The sequence below is a fragment of the Aeromonas sp. CA23 genome, assembly GCF_002587065.1.
Lineage (GTDB): Bacteria > Pseudomonadota > Gammaproteobacteria > Enterobacterales > Aeromonadaceae > Aeromonas > Aeromonas bestiarum.
In genome coordinates this window covers 2,541,316-2,561,127 of sequence record NZ_CP023818.1, presented here as the reverse complement: position 1 = coordinate 2,561,127, position 19,812 = coordinate 2,541,316, and the positions used below count along the sequence as shown (strand labels likewise).

Sequence of the window (19,812 nt, the reverse complement as noted above, 5' to 3'; positions counted from 1 at the left end):
CGCCACTCATGCCATGAGAGGCGGTGTTTTTTTCCCCTTTTCATGCCCCCTTCCTGACGGACTGCCACACAAAGCAATTGATAATAGTTTTCATTTAATGAAAAATGGGCGCCATTATCAGTCAGGAGTATCCATATGTCTCAGCCCGCCCCGGTCAATCGTCCTCGTCTGCTCACGGTCAAACACATCCGGGATGTGAGCCCGCATCTGCGCCGAGTCTGCCTGACCAGCCCGGAACTCGCTGACTACCCCTTCACCTGCGGCGGCGCCCATATCAAGATCATGCTGCCCCAGCCAGGCCAGGCCCATGCCGTGCTGCCCACGCCCACCCCGCAAGGGCCGCGCTGGGAAGACCCGAGCCAGCGCCCCATCATGCGCACCTTCACCATACGGGCGTTTCGCCGCGAGGCGCTGGAGCTGGACATCGACTTCGCCCTGCACGGCGATGCCGGCCCCGCCAGCCGCTTTGCCCTTGAGGCCCAGCCCGGCGATCTGCTGGCCATCTCGGGCCCGGGCGGCCCGGATCCCATGCTGCAACCCGCCCGGCACTACTACATGGCGGGGGATCTCACTTCCCTGCCCGCCATCAGCGCCATGGCGGAGGTGATGCCCGCCGACGCCCAGGGCCATATCGCCCTGCTGGTGCCCTATCAGGAAGATGTGCAGGATCTGTCGCTGCCGGCTGGCGTCAGCCTGCGCTGGTTTATCGGCACCCCCGAACAGACAGAACCGCTGGTGGCCTATTTCACCGCCCTGCCGATGCAGGAGCAGGCGAGCTACTTCTGGTTCGGCGGCGAAGAGGGGCTGGTGGTGCCCTTGCGCCGTCACGTCAGGCGCACCCTGGAGGTGGATCGCACGCGCGTCTACGCCGTGCCCTACTGGCGTCAAGGCAAGGATGAAGAGGCCTATCACCACGCCCGTCACGACGTGATGGACAGCTGATCCCCCACATTTTTCCTCCCATTATCAAGCTCATGGCCTGCCGGTCATGGGCGTGATGGCTATCTGCCCTCCCCCGTTTTGACCCCTCTCCCCCCATTCTGGTGATCCGCTCGGTTGTGCTTGCATTTGAGACAGACAACAAGATAATGATAATCACTCTCAACAATAAACAGTGATGATGCCCCATTGCAGCACCCTCGCCATGACCTCATGGGTCAGGCGTGGCGCGCACGTCATTCACTCCCGTTTGCACAGCAAGGTAATCCAGATGGCAGTTTTGAACTCGGTAATGCGCGCCTTCGCGGTGGAGGCTCTCCCCACTCCTGCCGACCTGTTGGCACTTCATCCCTGTCCCGCCCCGACCACGGCGCTGATCGCACACCATCGCCAGCAGGTTCGCCAGATCCTGACAGGAGAGGACGATCGTCTGCTGGTGGTGATAGGCCCCTGCTCCATCCATGATCCGCTCGCCGCCCTCGATTACGCCCAACGGCTGGCGCGACTTGCCGACGCCTATCAAGACAGATTGCAGATAGTGATGCGCACCTACTTCGAGAAGCCCCGCACCACGGTCGGCTGGAAGGGACTGGTGTTCGACCCCCATCTGGACGGCAGCAACGACATAGGCCATGGCCTGCGGCTGGCGCGCCAGCTGCTGCTCGATATCAACCGGCTGGGGCTGGCCACCGCCACCGAGTTTCTCGATACCACCAGCTTCCTCTATCTGGCCGATCTCATCAGCTGGGGGGCGATAGGCGCCCGTACCACCGAGTCCCAGGTGCACCGGCAGCTGGCCTCGGCCCTGCCCTGCCCCGTCGGCTTCAAGAACGGCACGGACGGCAATATCCGGGTGGCCATCGATGCCATCCAGGCCAGTGAAGCCTCCCACCTGTTTACCGCGCCGGGCAGTCAGGGCGGCATTGTGGTGATCAAGAGCGAAGGCAACCCGGCCGGCCACATCATATTGCGCGGTGGTACGCGCCCCAATTACCACCAGAGCGACGTGGAGGATGCCGCCGAACGACTGACGCGACAGGGGCTCAGCCACCGCCTGATGGTGGACTGCAGCCACGGCAACAGCCAGAAGCTGCACAAGAACCAGATCCGGGTGGCGGGGGAGCTCTGTCGTCAACTGGGAGAAGGCAGCGACGCCATCGCCGCCGTCATGGTCGAAAGCTTCCTGCAAGGGGGCAGCCAGAAGCCTGCGCCCTTGAACCAGCTCGCCTACGGCCAATCGGTCACCGACGCCTGCCTGTGCTGGGACGATACCCAGACCCTGCTCGCCATGCTGGCCGATGCCGTGGAGGCCCGCCGCCAGCACAGCGTCAAGGTCCAGCCTGGCAAGGCGATCTGGGATGCCCAGCTGGCCAGTTGAACCCGGGAAGGCTCCCCCCGCGGGAGCCTGATTTCCCCTGTCTCTCCCCCCTGCAATGCAGCTCCCTCGCCACGCCCGCACGACCCGGGTGATCCGTTCAGGTTGAATATTCTGGATATCCGAGTCCGCAGGGGATAAAGAAAATATCCCTAGCCATGATAAACAACGGTATAGCGGCGCCCCATTATGCTGCGCCAGATAAAACTGAAAAACAGCTGGCTTAATGGCACAGACAAGCCCAATGAGTGAAAAAGAAGCACGGCTTGCTTGCGGGCAGCTTAATGCCCCCTAATTTTCTGGGGAATGGCAGAGAAGAATATGTACCGGGCTATATGAGTCCAACAGATTGACTCTCACGAGTAGTCGACAAGCGCGCTGCAATAAAATAGAGCGCAACATCACCACCCAGATGCAGACGGATCACAATTAATCGGCCAATAAAGGAGGCAAACACATGGACTGAACCGATGCGTCATACGACGACAAACGGGGTGGTACAAAATGAGTGGGGAATTGACAGGAGAGAGTTTCGGTGAGCACCAATAATAATGCCGCCTCGCGGGCGGCATCATTCATGACAGATCCAATGGATCAGATCAGGAAATCATTCAGATCCTTGCCCAGCGCAACTTGCTCGGCAATGGCTTTCGGCATACGGCCCTGACCGGTCCAGGTCTTCTCCTGGCCGTCTTCCTGGTACTTGTACTTGGCAGGACGCGGAGCACGCTTGCTCTTGGTCGCGCCAGCAGCGGCGGCCGGAGCAGCGGCGCTGTTGATCAGCTCGCGCGGGTCGATACCGGCTTGCTGCAGCATTTCAGTGAACTCGCTCAGCTTGCGCTGACGCTCTTCCTGTTCGGCACGCTCTTGTTCAACGGACTCGGCACGCTCGTTATATACCAGCTCAAACTTTTCTTTTGCTTCTTGCAGCTGTTCAAACGGCAATTCACGGATGGCAGCGCGCAGGCTGCGAATGTTCAGCAGAACTTTCAGAAACTCGTTCATTACTTCCTCACAGAATTATTTTTGTTTGTCACAGGGATAACACAGCTTGAGAATAGCATGCCTGTCTGATAACAACATAATGATTTTATAGCTGCTGTCACTTTCTTAACAAAAACTATTGGCTGAATATGTCAGCAACTTTATTCACCCATTGGTCATTGCGCAAGGCCAGCTGATCACGCTCGGCACAATTCCCCCATACCGGCCTAGCAAATAGGCATGGACCGCCCAGGTATATTTCTCATCACACTTGCGTCAGCTATTTTTACAATTGGCCACGGCTGTTAAAACCCATGCCACCCACACGAGACTCAAGGTAGACGATTGGCGCTATATATTGTCGTCAGGGGCCCATAGCCCCTGACATTTTTCATCCTCATTTTTACCTGCCGCTGACGAGCACTATTCGAGGCTGAGCCGACGCCAGGGGCCGGTGATCTCGCAGTGACCCGTCTCCTCCGTGTTCTGCCAGCCCAGGCGATGGTAGAAGGCCAGGGCAGCCGTATTATGGGTCGCCACCTTGAGCGAGGCCGGTTTCTGGAACGCCGCCAATCCCTGGGCAAGCAGGGCTCGCCCCAGCCCCTGACCATGCCAGTCGGCCGATACATAGAGATGATGCACGAAGCTCTCCTCCCCCCAGATGGAGACAAACCCGCAGGGGGCACCGCCCTGTTCGGCCACCCAGATCTGCTCGCCCCGGGTCTGTTCGTCGAAATCCTCCAGCCGAAAGTGGGAAGGATCGACCCAGTGAAAGGTCTGACGCCGCCCTTTCAGAAACAACTGCGCCAAGTAGGGAGTGTCTGTCTCTCGCATGACTCTGATCATCAAGCCTTCCTCGTCACTATGATCACCTGGCACCACTGTCGATGGATCGCCACATCATGTCAAATTGCCAGGCCAGTATGACTGACCGATGGATGGCACGGATGTGACACACCTCTGTCCATTTTATCGCCCGTGGGGCTATACTGCCTGAGTCCCATGTATGGATGGTTTGAGGCTCGCTGATTTATGGATAACAAGCAGATAGAAGGTAACATCTTTGTTCCGGCCCATATCGACGATGTCTGGCGCGCCTGGACAACCGAGAGCGGCCTGCGCAGCTTCCTGGCGCCGGAATGTCTGATGGTGCCCGAACCGAATGGTCCGTTCGAAATCTATTTCAGACCCGATGCCCCACTGGGTGAACGTGGCAGCGAAGGCTGCCGGGTGATGGCCGTCATGCCCCACGACCTGCTCAGCTTCAGCTGGAATTTCCCGCCCTCCCTGCCCCACATTCGCCTGCAAAAGACCCAGGTCAGCCTGCGGTTCGTGCCGGAAGGTCAGGGCACCCGGCTCTACTTCCTGCAAACCGGCTGGGCGAACGATCCTGACTGGGATCAGGGCTATGCCTATTTTCGGGAAGAGTGGCTGGAGACCAGCCTGCCCCGCCTGCAGTACCGCTTCACCCATGGTCCCATCGACTGGAATAACCCGCCGGACAAGCAGCAACTGAAATCCCTGGCCCAATAAGGCCCATAGTAAAACACCGCCCACAGGCGGTGTTTTTCAATGGGGTTACTGGCAATGCAGCATGGGCGCCTCATCCAATAGCCAGGAAATCCAGCGCCGTTTTGAATTGAGCACGAATCCTTCATCTGCCGCTATGCCTTTTACTATGTAACCATCTGCAGCGCGACGTTCCGCCAGCGCAACAAACTGCCATTCGTTGCTATTAATGCGCTCCCCCTTGATTAAGGCTTCGCTTAACCGTTTATTCATCACAATGATTGACAGTCCCTCCACAGCGTCTATCCCCAACCCGGTATTCGCAACACGACCCACTGCAACCGGCACCCTGATGGTACAGTGACGCCCTTCGCCATCAACACGGGTATAGCTTCCCTCACCAACCCGGCCCTGCAGCCACAACAGTTTCCCCTGGGTCAGACGCTCTACCGACAATATACCCTGCGCCCCCTTGGGGAATGGGTGAATATTGACGGCGTCAGCGAGTGCGACCGGACTTATCAGCATGAGCAACAAGAGGCAATGTTTCATGATGCCTCCCTCACGGAGGGGCGGCCTGAACAAGCTTGCCGAGCAAGCAAATAGATCAACACAAAGGGACCCACGCCAGGGACAAAAAAGATCCATCCCCACCATCCCGAGCGATCAATATCGTGCAGCCGGCGGACCATGACAGCGACCATGGGGATGGTGCTCACCACGCTATAACCAACCTCCAAGCCGCTCAGACCATTGATGCCCACATCCAATGCGATGCACATCAGGGTAACCAGCACATGAACCAGCATGAACATCCAGAACTCCTTTCTGGAGGAGCGACCGGAAAAATCAGCATAGCGGCGCCACACGAGTAAATAAAAAGAGCACATTCAGGCTATCTCCAGCGTTATTTGGTCACCCATCCTGGGGGCTAACGCAGCGGTAGACGTCCTGAAACCGGTTTTAGGACGTGCTAAAACCCGTCTTGGTCCGCGACATTCTTCTTTACCTGGATGCAAATCGTTATGCTGGCATGACGTTATCTTTTCACCACCATGACTGGGATCCGGATCGGTTATGCTCGCAATTCCCGTACCCTTTGTTGTCTCTTTGCTGCTGGTCTTGCTGGCGGTGATCCTGTATGTGCGATTGGCCGACCAAGCAAAAGCGGCTTGCCTGTTTTTGGCGCTCTGTGCGGCTACCACCGGGCTGGTTGGGCTGCGCTGGACATTCGATGTTGCGCTCTTCAGCATGGCCCAGCCACTACTTGCCTCACTGATCCCTGTGGCCGCCTGGCTCATTTTTACCCATGCAGCCACCGACACCCACAGGGTCGCTTATCACCATGTTGCGGGACCGATATTGGTTGCCGTCAGTCTCTGCACTCACCCCTTTCTCGCCTTGCCACTGGATGGGATCATTACAGCCATTTATCTGTTTTATGGCATCGCGCTGGTACGCTACTCCGCCAAAGAGCCGCTGCTTATCCATGTCTCATTCAGCCATTGGGAAGGCGTGAAAAGGGCAGAGCAGGTGGCGGGCTGGATGCTGTTGTTCTCTGCCATGATAGATGCGGCTATCTCACTCGACTTTGCGGTTAATCAGGGCGGATATTCCCTTTATATTTTGACGCTCGCTCACCTGGTGCTGCTGCCCGTGCTGGCAATTGCCGTCATCATGGTGAGCGTAAATACCCCCGCTGTCGAAGATATTGCCCAGCCGCAAATACCGGAGATTCCCAGGGCACCAAGCTCGGAGTCATTATTGACACAAGAGCGGGCCGACGAGATCGTGGCAAGAGTGGATAGATTGATGCGAGAAAAAGCCAGCTACCTTGACCCGGATCTGACCCTGGCAGCGCTGTCACGCAAACTGGGTATTCCCGCCAAGCAAATCTCGATGGCGGTCAACCAGGTACACCAGAAGAGCATCTCCAGAGTGGTCAATGAATATCGCATCGAGCATGCAAAACAGGCGTTGCTCACCACGGATGAGACCATTACCCACATATTGATGAATGCAGGCTTTCAGACCAAATCCAACTTTAATCGCGAGTTTTCCCGCATCGCCGGCCTGACCCCCAGCGCCTTCAGAAAACAGAGCGAAGCACGGCTCAGGTGATACGCAGCGAAGCATGATCGCAGGCATGAAACAGTCGCCAAAAGCCGGCCTGCCTGCGACTTGGCGGTAACAGAAGAGAGCGACCTCATCGTCCATTAATATATGGGATCAGCTTCATCCAGCATGGAAGAGGGGATAGTTGCACACGTTTTGGCCACCTTGAATGCCATGGCGGCATTCTCTACAATGACGCACTTTTTATCCATTTCAGGTCATATTGATGAGCGATACCAACACCAAGCCGGCACTGCCGGATCGCCTTGCAGGCAACCCGCGCAGCCCGCACCATGTCGCCGCCTGTTTCGAACACCAGATTGGTATTCGACTCAATGGCAAAGAGCGCACCAACGTCGAAGAGTATTGCATCAGCGAAGGCTGGGTAAAAATCCCCTCCCCCAAGGCGCTGGATCGTCGCGGTCAGCCCATTCTGATCACCCTGAAAGGTACCGTTGAGGCCTTTTATCTCTAAGTGAGTCAGGCGCCTGTCGCCAACAGGGTAAAAAAACAAGGCCACCATTCGGTGGCCTTGTCGTTTCTGGATTCTGCCCACACCAATAAGTTGCGGCAGAATCGGCGGCGCTTACACCCCCAAGCGGTCGCGCAGGGTATACCAGGCGGCGCCGGCGGCGGTGAAGGGGATGCGGAACAGGCGGCCGCCGGGGAAGGGGTAGTGCGGCAGCTTGGCGAAGGCATCGAAGCGCTCCGCCTGACCACTCAATACCTCGGAGAGCAGCTTGCCCGCCAGATGGGTACAGGTGACGCCGTGGCCGCTGTAACCCTGCATGTAATAGATGTTGGGGCCGATGCGGCCAAACTGCGGCAGGCGCGACAGGGTCAGCAGGAAGTTGCCGGTCCAGGTGTACTCCACCTTGACGTCCGCCAGCTGCGGGAAGGTTTTCAGCATCTTGGGGATGATCAGCCGCTCGATATCCGCCGGATCCCGCGCGCCATAGACAACGCCGCCGCCGTAGATCAGCCGGTGATCGCCCGAGGTACGGTAGTAGTCGAGCAGGTAGTTGCAATCTTCCAGGCAGTAGTTTTGCGGCAACAGGGCGCGGGCCCGCTCCTCCCCCAGCACCTCGGTGGCGACCACCTGAGTGCCGCAGGGCATGCTCTTGCCGGCGAGCTCGGGCACCAGGTTGCCGAGATAGGCGTTGCCGGCCACCACCACGAAGCGCGCCTTCACCGCTCCCTTGGCGGTCTTGACCAGGGCGGGCTGGCCCGGGGTGATGCTGGTGACGGCGGATTGCTCGAAGATCCTGCCGCCCTGCATGCGGATGGCTTCCGCCTCCCCCAGCGCCAGGTTGAGGGGGTGGATATGACCACCGCTCTTGTCGAGCAGGCCGCCGACGTAGCGATCACTCGCTACCACCTCGCGGATCCCGTCCCCGTCCAGCAGCTCCAGCTTGTCGTTGCCCCACTTCTGCCAACGGGCCTGCTGGGCCTTGAGCTCATGCAGCTGGCGATCCGTCTCGGCGGCAAAGACCCCGCCCTCCTGCAGGTCGCACTGGATGTTGTAGCGCTGGATGCGATCGCGAATGATCTGGCCCCCCTCAAACAACATGGAGCCGAGCAGCCTGGCCTGATCCGGCGGGCAGTTCGCTTCTATGGTGTCGATGTCGCGGCTGTAGGAGTTGACTATCTGGCCGCCGTTGCGACCGCTGGCGCCAAAACCCACCCGGGCCGCCTCCAGCACCACCACCGAATAGCCCTTTTCCACCAGATGCAGCGCGCTGGAGAGGCCGGTGTAACCCGCACCTATGACGCAGACATCGCACTCAAGCTGCTCGGTCAGGGTCGGATAGGGTGCGTGTTTGTTGGCACTGGCTGCGTAGTAACTGTTTACATGCTCGGTCATGATCCTGTTTCCTTACCGGTTCTTTTCCCAAACGAGACATAGTCTCAACACTAGAAGTTGGCCGGGGTATGGGCGCTGACGATGCGGCAGACCTGCCCCGACGGATTGCTGAAACTGTGGGGCTCGCCCGTGTCGATCACGTAGCTGTCCCCGGCACTGAGTTGATAGGCCTGGCCGGCCACCGTCAGGGTCACGGCCCCTTCCAGCACGGTTCCGACCTCCTCCCCCAGATGCTTGACCTGACCGCCGGTGTCGGTGCCGGGGGCATAGGTCTCCAGCATGAAGCCGAGCTGGCGACGGTTGTTGCCGTTGTGCACCAGCTTCATGGAAACCCCCTGACTGCCCAGCTCGATCAGCTGATCGGCCTTGATCACCACGCTCGGCGCGCGTCCCTCCTCCTCGGCGAAGAAGCGCGACAGCGGCAACTCATAGACGTTGAGCAATTTTTGCAGGGAGGCCACCGACGGGCTCACCTTGTCCTGCTCTATCATGCAGATGGCGCCATGGGTCAGCCCGCTCAGCTCGGCGACTCGCCGCTGGGAGAGCCCGAGACGACGGCGGGTGGCGGCGAGGCGCTCCCCCATGCTCTTGCCCATCAACGGGTTATCCGTCATGGTCTGCCACCTTGCCTCTCCTTGTGGTTGCTGCATCGCCCACCTCCTTGTGTGCCTGCGAACATATGTGGCGGCCGATCCGTTCGATTCGATGGCGCACCCGGTTAAAATAACGGGTCAATCTGTCGGGTGTGTTCGTTATCCTGCACGGCGCACGCCGTTCATTATTTTGCACACCCAGCACCGCAAAAACCGGTAAAATCGCCCTGACAGCTCCATTTCTAGCATGCGCAACCCAGTTTACTCAAATATATTTAACACTTGAAAAACATTTCAGCTCAATTTATGGTCTTCCTGTGCTTATTATTCTATACGGTGGCAGCACGGGATGACGTGACCACCCTGACCCACAATCGAGGCTTCTCATGTCAGCATCACAACCTGCTCTCTCCTTGATCAAATCCCTTGCCTATATAGGTGGCCGCTGGTGCGAGGCCCATGGCGGGCAGCGCTTCGAGGTGCACAACCCGGCCACCGGTCAGGTCATCACCCAGGTGCCCGACATGGACGAGGCAGACACCCGCCGCGCCATCGAGGCCGCCCACGCGGCCCAACCGGCCTGGGCGGCGCTCACCGCCAAGGAGCGCAGCAACAAACTCTACGCCTGGTTCGAGCTCATCCTGGCCAACCAGGATGAACTGGCCCGCATCATGACCTGCGAGCAGGGCAAGCCGCTGGCCGAAGCCAAGGGGGAAGTGGCCTATGGCGCCAGCTTCATCCAGTGGTTCGCGGAAGAGGGCAAGCGCGCCTATGGCCGCACCATTCCGGGTTTCTCCAGCGACCGGCGTCTGGCCACCATCAAGCAGCCGGTGGGGGTGGTCGCCGCCATCACCCCCTGGAACTTCCCCATCGCCATGATCACCCGCAAGGCGGGCCCGGCGCTGGCCGCCGGTTGCACCATAGTCATCAAGCCTGCCGCCGAGACACCGCTGTGTGCGCTGGCGCTGGCGGCACTGGCGGAGCAGGCAGGCATTCCTGCCGGGGTCATCAACATAGTGACCAGCCATCAGGCGGCCGCGGTGGGCAACGAGCTGTGCAACAACAAGACGGTGCGCAAGCTCTCCTTCACCGGCTCCACCCGCATCGGCAAGCTATTGATGCGCCAGTGCGCCGACACCATGAAGAAGCTGTCGCTGGAGCTGGGTGGCAACGCCCCCTTCATAGTATTTGACGACGCCGATCTCGATGCCGCCATCGCCGGGGCGCTCGCCTCCAAATACCGCAACGCCGGGCAGACCTGCGTCTGTGCCAACCGCATCCTGGTGCAGGACAGCGTCTATGACGCCTTCGCCGAGAAGCTCACCGCCGCAGTCAAGGCCTTCAAGGTGGGAGATGGCATGGCGGAGGGCACCCAGATTGGCCCGCTGATCAACCCGGCCGCCGCCAGCAAGGTGGCCGAGCTGGTCAAGCAGGCCACTGCTGCCGGTGCCGAGCTGCTGCTGGGGGGGGAAGCCCATCCCGCCGGCCCGCTCTTCTATCAGCCCACCATTTTGGGCAAGGTCGACAAGAGCAACCCCATTTTGCAGGAGGAGATCTTCGGCCCGGTCGCCCCGCTGGTGCGTTTCGAGACCGAAGCCGAGGCCATCGCCATTGCCAACGACACCCCCTATGGTCTCGCCGCCTACTTCTATGGCCGCGACATAGCCAGGGTGTGGCGCGTGGCCGAGCAGCTGGAATACGGCATGGTGGGCATCAACGAGGGGATCATCTCCACCGAACTGGCTCCCTTTGGTGGCATCAAGGAGTCGGGCCTGGGTCGCGAAGGCGCGGCCGAGGGGCTGGAGGAGTACCTCGAAACCAAATACCTCTGCTTTGGCGGCATTCGCTAGGGGCGGTTTTATACCGGCCCTCCCGGTCTCCCCCTTCTTGAGGGGGAGAGCAAACCGGGCCCGCCCTGCAGGGCGGGATAGTGCCAGCGCAGACAGACAGCAAGACAAGGACGAAGTGAGTGCTCCCCGCCGGGGAGGCTCGCCATCATTGAGACAGGGGCCCCTGGCCCCTCATGGAGGAAAACATGAGTCATGCAAACAACAACCAGGCCTGGCAAGCCCGCCGTGAAGCCGCCGTGGTCAACGGCGTCGGCACCCTGCTGCCGGTGTTTATCGAGCGGGCGAAGAACGCCGAGCTGTGGGATGTGGAGGGCAACCGCTACATCGACTTTGCCTCCGGCATCGCCGTGCTCAACACAGGCCACAACCACCCGAAAGTGGTGGCGGCGGTGCGTGAGCAGCTCGAAAAGTTCAGCCACACCTGCTTCCAGGTCACCCCCTACCCCGGCTATATAGAGCTTGCCGAGAAGCTCAACGCCCTGGTACCAGGATCCACCCCCAAGCGCACCCTGTTTCTCTCCACCGGCGCCGAGGCGGTGGAAAACGCCATCAAGATAGCCCGCGCCCACACGGGTCGCAGCGGCACCATCGCCTTCAAGGGGGGCTTTCACGGCCGCACCATGATGGGCATGGCGCTGACCGGCAAGGTAGTGCCCTACAAGACCGGCTTCGGCCCCTTCCCGGGGGAGGTCTATCACCTGCCCTTCCCGAGCGACTACCTGGGGGTGAGCGAGGCCGACGCCCTGGCCGCGCTGGATCTCTGCTTCAGCTCGGACATAGAGCCGGCCCGGGTCGCGGCCATCATTCTCGAACCCGTGCAGGGTGAGGGTGGCTTCTATGCCGCCTCCCCAAGCTTCATGCAAAGCCTGCGCAAGCTGTGCGATCAGCACGGCATAGTGCTCATCTGCGACGAGATCCAGAGCGGTTTCTGTCGCACCGGCAAGACCTTTGCCACCGAGTACAGCGACATAGAGCCGGACATAATGACGCTCGCCAAGAGCCTGGCCGGCGGCTTCCCGCTGTCGGCCGTGGTGGGCAAGGCGACCATCATGAACGCCGCCAAGCCGGGCGGTCTGGGGGGCACCTATGCGGGCTCACCCATCGCCTGCGCCGCCGCCCTGGCGGTGCTGGAGGTGATCGAGGAGGAGCGGCTCAACCAGCAAGCCCTGACCCAGGGTGAGCAGATCAAGGCCCGCCTGCACCAGCTGGCGGAACGCTTCGACTGCATCGGCGACATCCGCGGCCCCGGCGCCATGGTGGCCATGGAGCTGGTCAAGGGACGCGATGCCGGCCAACCCGATCCGGATCTCACCAAACGGCTGGTGGCCGAGGCGGGCAAGCGCGGGCTGGTGCTGCTCTCCTGTGGCGTGCGGGCCAACGTCATCCGCTTCCTGGCGCCCCTCACCGCCTCCCCGGCCTTGATCGAGGAAGGGTTGGGTCTGCTGGAACAGGCACTCACGGCCGCCAGTCAAGGCTAGATCCGCGCCGTTTTGCCAGTCGGTGCGAAAAATACCGTCAGATAACCGCAGGCCGCCCATCGCGGACGGCCTGCTCATACGGTATCATCGCCGCCCCAAAAAATGATGACAGGAGCGCTTGGCTCCCTCCAAGGCCGAGGCCCCCCTGTCACGGATCCTGCGCCTGCCCGCTGCGCGGGAAACCTGCACCGAATTCAAGGAGATAGGCCAATGGCTCCACGCCCGGCTCGATTGAAGCAAACCCTCACCCTGTGGCAAGTGGTGGTGATGGGATTGGCCTACATGACCCCCATGGTAGTGTTCGATACCTTCGGCATCGTCACCGACATCACCCACGGTCATGTCACCACCGCCTACCTGCTGGCCCTGGTCGGCGTGCTCTTTACCGCCACCAGCTACAGCCAGATGGTGCGTCACTACCCCTCGGCGGGCTCGGCCTACACCTATGCCCAGAAGGAGTTCTCCCCCGTGGTGGGCTTCATGGTGGGCTGGTCGTCCCTGCTGGACTATGTCTTCCTGCCGATGATCAACATGCTGCTGGCCAAGATCTATCTAAGCGCCCTCTTCCCCGGCGTCGAGCCCTGGATCTTCATCTGCGCCATGACGGCCCTGATGACCCTCATCAACCTGCGCGGCATCGATCTGGTGGCCAACCTCAACGGCATCATCATACTGATCCAGATCGCCATCATAGTGGTGTTCCTGGCCCTGATTGGCTATGGCATAGCCCAGGGTGAAGGGGTCGGTGCCGTCAGCCTGCAACCCGTCTACAGCGCCAACGCCGAGGTGCTGCCGCTGCTGACCGGCGCCACCATCCTCTGTTTCTCCTTCCTGGGTTTTGACAGTCTGAGCGCCCTGTGCGAAGAAACGCCGGAGGCGGGCAAGGTGATCCCCAAGGCCATCTTCCTGACCGCGCTGCTGGGGGGCCTCATCTTCGTGGTGGTGGCCTATGCCCTGCAGCTCTACTTCCCGGATGCCTCCCGCTTCAAGGAGCCGGATGCCGTGCTGCCCGAGATAGCCCTCTACGTGGGCGGCAAGCTGTTCCAGAGCGTGGTGCTGGTGTGTGCCTGCGTGGCCGTGCTGGCCTCCGGGCTCTCCTCCCACGCCGGGGTATCCCGCATCCTCTACGTGATGGGGCGGGACAAGGTGCTGCCCCAGCGCACCTTCGGCTACATACACCCCAAGTGGCAGACCCCGGTGTTCAACATCTTGCTGGTGGGCCTGCTGGCGCTGTCGGCCATCAGCTTCGATCTGGAAATCGCCCTGGCCCTGATCAACTTCGGCGCCCTGGTGGCCTTTACCGTGGTCAATCTGTCGGTGATCGCCTGCTATTACGTGCGTCAGGGGCGCAACAAGACCCTCAGGGATCACCTGCAATATCTGGTGCTGCCCCTGTGCGGGGCAGGGACTGTCGCGGTTCTCTGGTTCAATCTGGAACAAACCTCCCTTATCCTCGGCCTTATCTGGGCTGCCATAGGGGGAATTTATCTGTTTTTGCGCACCACCTTCTGGCGCGTATCCTTGCCGACCTATTGAGCCGCAACCCCTGCCACATCTGGGCTGGCGTCCATCTCCCGCACCCGGGACCGGACGCCATTTATTGATATAAACCAGGTCATTGATAATTCTCTTGCCTGGAATGGCCTTAGTGGCTTGTCTTCCCCCCCCATCTGGGGCAAAATCCCGCCGCTTTCATAACCGATGTGATCCCACATCGGTTATTTTCATTTTGAAAAAAAATCAATACCACTCGAGGCCGGAACCATTCCGGAAATGATATCAAGGTTCAGATGAACCTAATGCCGCAATGAGGAAAAACATGGGGCTCTTGTTTGCTTTGTCTCCGGTCGCCACCGGAACCTGCTTTGGTCGCCACGCGACCAACGTCTGTGGTTTGCATACCGATGTTGTGAGTACGCGAGAACCCGGTCCCATGGCCTCAAGCCATTCCACTTCCTGCCGTCCGTGCAAGGAGGAAGCCTGAATGAGCCAGCAGCAACCCGTTCGTCTGAAGAAAACCCTCAGCATGTGGCAGGTGGTGGTGATGGGCCTCGCCTATCTGACCCCCATGGCCGTATTCGATACCTTCGCCATCGTCGGTGACATCACCGAGGGCCGGGTCGCCACCGCCTATCTGCTGGCGCTGGGCGGCATACTGCTGACCGCGTTCAGCTATGGCCATCTGGTGCGCAAGTTCCCCTCTGCGGGCTCTGCCTATACCTATGCCCAGAAGGTGTTTAACCCCTACGTCGGTTTCATGGTGGGCTGGTCTTCCCTGCTCGACTACATGTTCATGCCGATGATCAACATCCTCTTGGCCAAGATCTACCTCACCGCCATGTTCCCGGGTGTCGATCCCTGGATCTTCATCTTCGGTCTGGTGACTGTGATGACCTTCCTCAACCTGCGCGGCATCAACCTGGTGGCCAACTTCAATGGCCTGATAGTGGTGATCCAGCTGGCCATCATCACCCTCTTCATCGGTCTGATGGGCTGGGGCATCTATCACGGCGAAGGCGCGGCAACCCTGATGAGCAGCCGGCCGTTCCACTTCGAATCCGCCAGCATGGTGCCACTGTTTACCGGCGCCACCATCCTCTGCTTCTCGTTCCTCGGCTTCGACGGTCTGAGCTCGCTCAGTGAAGAGACCCCGAACGCCGGCAAGGTGATACCGCGCGCCATAGTGCTGACCGCGCTCATCGGCGGCGTCATCTTCGTGGTGGTCTCCTACTGCCTGCAGCTCTACTTCCCGGATCTGGCCCGTTTCAAGGAGCCCGATGCCGTGTTGCCCGAGATCGCCCTCTACGTCGGCGGCGCCTTCTTCCAGAGCGTGGTGCTGGTGTGCACCACGGTCGCGGTACTGGCCTCCGGCATGGCGGCGCACGCAGGCGTGTCCCGCATCCTCTACGTGATGGGGCGCGATCGCATGATCCCGGAGCGGGTGTTTGGTTACATACACCCGAAATACCGGACTCCGGCCATCAACGTGCTGATGGTGGGCGGTCTGGCCCTCTCCGCCGTATCGTTCGATCTGGATACCGCGCTGGCGCTGGTGAACTTCGGTGCCCTGGTGGCCTTCACCTTCGTCAACCTGTCGGTCATAGGCCAGTTCTGGGTACGCGAGAAGCGCAACAAGAGCATCAAGGATCACCTGCTCTACCTGCTGCTGCCGCTGCTCGGTGCCGCCACTATCGGTGCGCTCTGGATCAACCTGGAGCAGAGCTCGCTGGAGCTGGGCCTGATCTGGGCGGGGCTCGGGGTCACCTACCTGTTCCTGCGCCTCGCCGTGTTCCGCATTCCCTTCCGTCAGTACGAAGAGACTGCCGACTCCCAATAAGGGACCGTGACACACAGCAAGAAAGCAGAAGGGGAGCCATGGCTCCCCTTCTTGTTTTGCACCCAGCCAGCGCCGGCCTGCCATGCCCGCAGCTGGCCTGCTGATCAGCCCTGGTTGATCACGGCGGTGGCGGCCGCCTTGAGCGGATCCTTGGCTACCGCCTTCACATCCTGCTGGGTCTGCTTGAGCTGCTGCCCGGCCTGGTTGACCTTGTGCTGGGTCGCCTTCATATCGCTCTTGCCCTCTTTGAGGCCGGCGGTCTTCTTGTCCAGCACGTCAGTGGTGTTCTTCTTCACTTCCGCCTTGGCTTTCTCTTTCTGCTGGCGCACCAGCTTGTCGGTGTCACAGTTGCCCTTGACCCCCAGGGTCGCATTGAGCGCCTCGTTCTTGACGGCCTTGTCGAGGTTGCACTCGGACTTGAACACGCTGGCCTGCGCACCGGCAGACAGCAGACCCAGGGAAAGACACAGTACCCATGCTCGCATAACAACATCACTCTCGTTGAGGGAAGGAAAGGAGGCCAGCATATAACCCTGACTCCCAGGTGCAAGCACCTGGGCCCGCGCGCCACCAAACGGGCCGAAATCGGCTCCGGCTCCGACACCGGTTGTCCGCCATGGACGGCGGCACGCCCCTCGTTACCCCGCGCACGGCCCCCTGCCGCCATGTCATCAAACCATCATAAAAGTGTCACCTTGTCATATTTCTGTCATGGAGCCTTGGTCTAATGCGCCCGTCCATTTTCACGCAGACTGTCCCAAGAGGCTTCATGCACAGCACCCCATCTTTCGCACAACAGCAGACCCGTCGTCCCGGCCCACTGTTCAACTGGCTCGCTGTCATCACCCTTATCTACCTGATCCTGGTGGCCGTCGGCGCCGTCTCCCACGGCTTCAAGGGCTTCTCCGGCGGCGCCGAGGGCGCGGCCCAGATCTTCGCCTTCGCGAGCAACCCCTTCGTCGCCCTGCTGCTCGGCATACTGGCCACGGCGCTGGTGCAATCGTCCAGCACGGTCACCTCGGTGATCGTCGGTCTGGTGGCGGGCGGCCTGCCCATCGGCATGGCCATCCCCATGGTGATGGGGGCGAACCTGGGCACCACCATCACCAACACCATAGTCTCCATGGGCCATATCCGGGACAGGGCCGAGTTTCGTCGCGCCTTCGCCGCCGCCACAGTCCACGACTTCTTCAACCTGCTGGCGGTGTTCATCTTCCTGCCGCTGGAGCTGATGTTCGGCCTGCTGCAAAAGAGCGCCGAGGCGCTGGCCAACCTGCTGGTGGGCTCCGCCGACATCTCGATGCAGGGGATGGATTTCATGAAGCCCCTCATCTCCCCCGCCCTCACCTTCATCGACGACCTGGTCGCCTTCCTGCCGGGCAAGGGCCCCGCCATCGCCACCATCCTCATCGGCATACTGCTGATCCTCGGCTGTGTCACCTGGCTCGGCAAGGTGCTGCAACGGGTGCTGGTGGGGCGTGCCCGGGATCTGCTGCACAAGGCGCTGGGCCGTGGTCCGCTGACCGGCATCGCCTCCGGCACCCTGGTCACCGTCATGGTGCAATCCTCCTCCACCACCACCAGCCTGATGATACCGCTGGCGGGGAGCGGCCTGTTCAGCACCCGTCAGCTCTACCCCTTCACCCTGGGCGCCAATATAGGCACCACCATCACGGCCCTGCTGGCGGCCACCGCCATCAGCGGCGCCGGGGCCAAGCTGGCGCTGACCATAGCCCTGGTGCACGTGCTGTTCAACCTGTTCGCCGTGGCGCTCATCTATGGCGTGCCCTTCCTGCGCGAGTTGCCCATCCGGGCAGCCGAGGGGCTGGCCCGGGTGGGCAGCGAGAACAAGCTGCTGGCGCTGGGTTACGTGGCGGGCCTCTTCTTCGCCCTGCCCGCCCTGATGATGGTGGCGGCGAAGTAATCCGCCCTCATCAGGCGAGGGGGCCGGTTCCTGGCCCCCTCGTCGTCTGTCTGCTGCGTCACATCCTCCCGCGTCCCGACTCGCCCTCCCTCCCCGACTGGGATAAGATGCCGCCTTCATTGCATTTAAGGAAAAACTGATGAAATTCATTCTGATCGCGCTGCTGGTTGCCGGTGTCGCCTACTACTTCTACTCGAGCAGCAACAACAAAAAGTTGGCGCAAGACAATGTGCGCAAAGGCGCCGAGTTCCTCGCCGGCAACAAGGACAAACCCCTGGTGACCACCACGGCCTCCGGCCTGCAGTACGAGGTGCTGACCCCGGGCAGCGGCACGGTCCACCCCACCGCCACCAGCAAGGTGAAGGTGCACTACGAGGGCAAGCTGCTGGACGGCACAGTGTTCGACAGCTCGGTCTCCCGTGGCGAGCCCATCGAGTTTGGCCTCAATCAGGTGATCGCCGGCTGGACCGAAGGGGTACAGCTGATGGTGGAAGGGGAGAAGACCCGCTTCTACATCCCCGCCAACCTGGCCTATGGCGATCGTGCCGCCGGCAAGATACCACCGGGATCCGTGCTGATCTTCGACGTGGAATTGCTGGGCATTCAATAAACCGACTGTGCCATCGGCAAGATCCCGCTGAACGCCCGCGCTCCTCTTCGACATGGCGCTGCCGGGCATTCAATAAGCCTGATGCCGTGATAATCAGACAAGGCCAGCGCCATGCGCCGGCCTTGTCGTTTATGGGATCAATCCCCCGGTTTTCGCCACAACTATCAACCTATAGTGAACAGTGCTTATACATGACACTGGATTGTTAACCATCAATCCTGGGCAGATAATGAGCTCATCGTCAGTGGCAACACGCCCTGACCCGGGTTTCTGGTACGCCGCGCGTACCGACACAGCTTATATGGAGTCTTGTCATGTCTATCGCCCCTGTATGGTTCATCTCTCACGGTGCCCCGGATCTGGTTCTGCGCGACCAGCCGGCGACCCACTTCCTCAAGACCCTGCGCCTTGGGGATATCAAGGGGCTGGTGGTGATCTCGGCCCACTGGTTCAGCCGCACCGAGCTGCAGATCAACGTCGAGCCCAACCCGGCGCTCATGTACGACTTCTACGGTTTTCCGGAGCCGCTCTACCATATTCGCTGGCCGGCGCAGAGCCCGCAGTGGCTGCAGGAGGCGGTGGGCGATCAGCTGATGCTGGCGGGCTTGCCGGCCACGCCGGTGCGGCGCGAACTGGATCACGGCGTCTGGTCGCCGCTCTCCCTGATGGATCCGGCCAGCGAGATCCCGCTGGTGCAGATCTCCATCCCGGCCAACTTCGACCCGAGCCAGCTGTGGCAGCTGGGCGAGGCGCTGCAGAGCCTGCGCGAGCAGGGGATAGGCATACTGGCCTCCGGCGCCATCACCCACAACCTGCGGGCGCTCGGGCCGGAAAACTCGCCCGTCCCCGGCTGGGCAAGCGCCTTCGTCAACTGGCTGGAGCAGACCATGAGCGAGGGTGACAGGCCCGCGCTGGAGGATTACCGGGCACGCGCGCCGGGGGCGGTGGAATCCCATCCTCACGACGATCACCTGCGCCCGCTGTTCGTGGCGCTCGGCGCCGCCGGCCAGGACAAGCCCCTCAAGCTGCACGACAGCTGGGATGGCGGTAGCCTCTACATGGGCTCCTACCGCTTCGGCTGACGCCGTGCAAATCGAGTCGATATGGCGGGCCTGTCCCGCCATTTTTCATGGTGCTAGCACTGACAAACAGGTAAATAGGGACTCATGGCGCGGGACTTTGCGGTAGAATCGCCCCTTTCGGGCGTTTTCTGACAGGCAGGGATGGTTGTCGC

The 19,812-nt window shown here is 60.8% G+C and carries 19 protein-coding genes; 12 read left to right on the top strand and 7 right to left on the bottom strand.

Annotation, left to right across the window (positions count from 1 at the left end; translation table 11 throughout):
- Positions 1-135: 135 nt before the first annotated feature.
- A complete protein-coding gene (locus CK910_RS12085; protein WP_043134329.1) occupies positions 136-942 on the top strand; it encodes a siderophore-interacting protein in 807 nt (268 codons plus the stop codon).
- A 268-nt stretch (positions 943-1,210) separates the two neighbouring features.
- Entirely contained in the window at positions 1,211-2,317 is a 1,107-nt protein-coding gene (locus tag CK910_RS12080) for a 3-deoxy-7-phosphoheptulonate synthase (protein WP_043134364.1), read from the top strand.
- Between the two features lie 591 nt (positions 2,318-2,908).
- Here the strand turns inward: CK910_RS12080 and CK910_RS12075 are convergent.
- Entirely contained in the window at positions 2,909-3,319 is a 411-nt protein-coding gene (locus tag CK910_RS12075) for an H-NS family histone-like protein (protein ID WP_043134332.1), read from the bottom strand.
- A 402-nt stretch (positions 3,320-3,721) separates the two neighbouring features.
- Complete coding sequence (locus CK910_RS12070) at positions 3,722-4,144, bottom strand: GNAT family N-acetyltransferase (protein ID WP_043134333.1); 423 nt, start codon at positions 4,142-4,144, stop codon at positions 3,722-3,724.
- Between the two features lie 186 nt (positions 4,145-4,330).
- Here CK910_RS12070 and CK910_RS12065 point away from each other — a divergent pair, with 186 nt between their 5' ends.
- Positions 4,331-4,831: an SRPBCC family protein gene (locus tag CK910_RS12065; RefSeq protein ID WP_011706794.1), complete on the top strand. Its 501-nt coding sequence runs from the start codon at positions 4,331-4,333 to the stop codon at positions 4,829-4,831.
- Between the two features lie 45 nt (positions 4,832-4,876).
- On the opposite strand, the gene CK910_RS12060 is transcribed toward CK910_RS12065, so the two are convergent.
- Both CK910_RS12060 and CK910_RS12055 read right to left on the bottom strand, forming a co-directional pair.
- Positions 4,877-5,359: a hypothetical protein gene (locus CK910_RS12060; protein WP_098983282.1), complete on the bottom strand. Its 483-nt coding sequence runs from the start codon at positions 5,357-5,359 to the stop codon at positions 4,877-4,879.
- Positions 5,356-5,697 (bottom strand): DUF805 domain-containing protein, encoded by a 342-nt coding sequence (locus CK910_RS12055; RefSeq protein WP_098983279.1) that lies wholly within the window; start codon positions 5,695-5,697, stop codon positions 5,356-5,358. The genes CK910_RS12060 and CK910_RS12055 overlap by 4 nt, the downstream gene beginning before the upstream one ends.
- 187 nt (positions 5,698-5,884) lie before the next feature.
- On the opposite strand from CK910_RS12055, the gene CK910_RS12050 reads away from it, so the two are divergent.
- A complete protein-coding gene (locus CK910_RS12050; RefSeq protein ID WP_098983277.1) occupies positions 5,885-6,928 on the top strand; it encodes a helix-turn-helix domain-containing protein in 1,044 nt (347 codons plus the stop codon).
- Positions 6,929-7,148: 220 nt separating this feature from the next.
- The gene (locus CK910_RS12045) at positions 7,149-7,397 is read left to right on the top strand and encodes a DUF3297 family protein (protein ID WP_042034019.1); all 249 of its coding nucleotides are present in this window, start codon (positions 7,149-7,151) and stop codon (positions 7,395-7,397) included.
- A gap of 111 nt (positions 7,398-7,508) precedes the next feature.
- Here the strand turns inward: CK910_RS12045 and CK910_RS12040 are convergent, their stop codons facing one another.
- Both CK910_RS12040 and puuR read right to left on the bottom strand, forming a co-directional pair.
- The gene (locus CK910_RS12040) at positions 7,509-8,786 is read right to left on the bottom strand and encodes an NAD(P)/FAD-dependent oxidoreductase (protein WP_098983274.1); all 1,278 of its coding nucleotides are present in this window, start codon (positions 8,784-8,786) and stop codon (positions 7,509-7,511) included.
- Between the two features lie 50 nt (positions 8,787-8,836).
- Positions 8,837-9,436, bottom strand: a complete 600-nt coding sequence (gene puuR, locus CK910_RS12035; RefSeq protein ID WP_098983271.1) for an HTH-type transcriptional regulator PuuR — start codon at positions 9,434-9,436, stop codon at positions 8,837-8,839.
- Between the two features lie 329 nt (positions 9,437-9,765).
- Here puuR and CK910_RS12030 point away from each other — a divergent pair, with 329 nt between their 5' ends.
- The 4 genes from CK910_RS12030 to CK910_RS12010 all read left to right on the top strand — a co-directional run bounded on the left by CK910_RS12030 (position 9,766) and on the right by CK910_RS12010 (position 16,044).
- On the top strand, positions 9,766-11,229 hold the full coding sequence (locus CK910_RS12030; protein WP_098983268.1) for an NAD-dependent succinate-semialdehyde dehydrogenase: 1,464 nt from the start codon (positions 9,766-9,768) through the stop codon (positions 11,227-11,229).
- 185 nt (positions 11,230-11,414) lie between these two features.
- Positions 11,415-12,707, top strand: a complete 1,293-nt coding sequence (gene gabT, locus CK910_RS12025; RefSeq protein ID WP_098983266.1) for a 4-aminobutyrate--2-oxoglutarate transaminase — start codon at positions 11,415-11,417, stop codon at positions 12,705-12,707.
- Between the two features lie 210 nt (positions 12,708-12,917).
- Complete coding sequence (locus tag CK910_RS12020) at positions 12,918-14,243, top strand: APC family permease (RefSeq protein WP_043134347.1); 1,326 nt, start codon at positions 12,918-12,920, stop codon at positions 14,241-14,243.
- A 448-nt stretch (positions 14,244-14,691) separates the two neighbouring features.
- Positions 14,692-16,044: an APC family permease gene (locus tag CK910_RS12010; protein WP_098983261.1), complete on the top strand. Its 1,353-nt coding sequence runs from the start codon at positions 14,692-14,694 to the stop codon at positions 16,042-16,044.
- A 104-nt stretch (positions 16,045-16,148) separates the two neighbouring features.
- Here CK910_RS12010 and CK910_RS12005 read toward each other — a convergent pair whose 3' ends face one another.
- Positions 16,149-16,529 carry a hypothetical protein gene (locus CK910_RS12005; RefSeq protein WP_098983258.1) on the bottom strand — a complete coding sequence of 127 codons (381 nt, stop codon included), beginning with the start codon at positions 16,527-16,529 and terminating at the stop codon, positions 16,149-16,151.
- Positions 16,530-16,813: 284 nt separating this feature from the next.
- On the opposite strand from CK910_RS12005, the gene CK910_RS12000 reads away from it, so the two are divergent.
- From CK910_RS12000 to CK910_RS11990, 3 genes are all read left to right on the top strand, one after another.
- A complete protein-coding gene (locus CK910_RS12000; RefSeq protein WP_098983255.1) occupies positions 16,814-17,968 on the top strand; it encodes a sodium:phosphate symporter in 1,155 nt (384 codons plus the stop codon).
- Between the two features lie 139 nt (positions 17,969-18,107).
- Positions 18,108-18,578, top strand: a complete 471-nt coding sequence (locus tag CK910_RS11995) for an FKBP-type peptidyl-prolyl cis-trans isomerase (RefSeq protein ID WP_098983252.1) — start codon at positions 18,108-18,110, stop codon at positions 18,576-18,578.
- Between the two features lie 314 nt (positions 18,579-18,892).
- Entirely contained in the window at positions 18,893-19,660 is a 768-nt protein-coding gene (locus CK910_RS11990; protein ID WP_098983250.1) for a DODA-type extradiol aromatic ring-opening family dioxygenase, read from the top strand.
- The last annotated feature ends 152 nt before the right edge of the window (positions 19,661-19,812 follow it).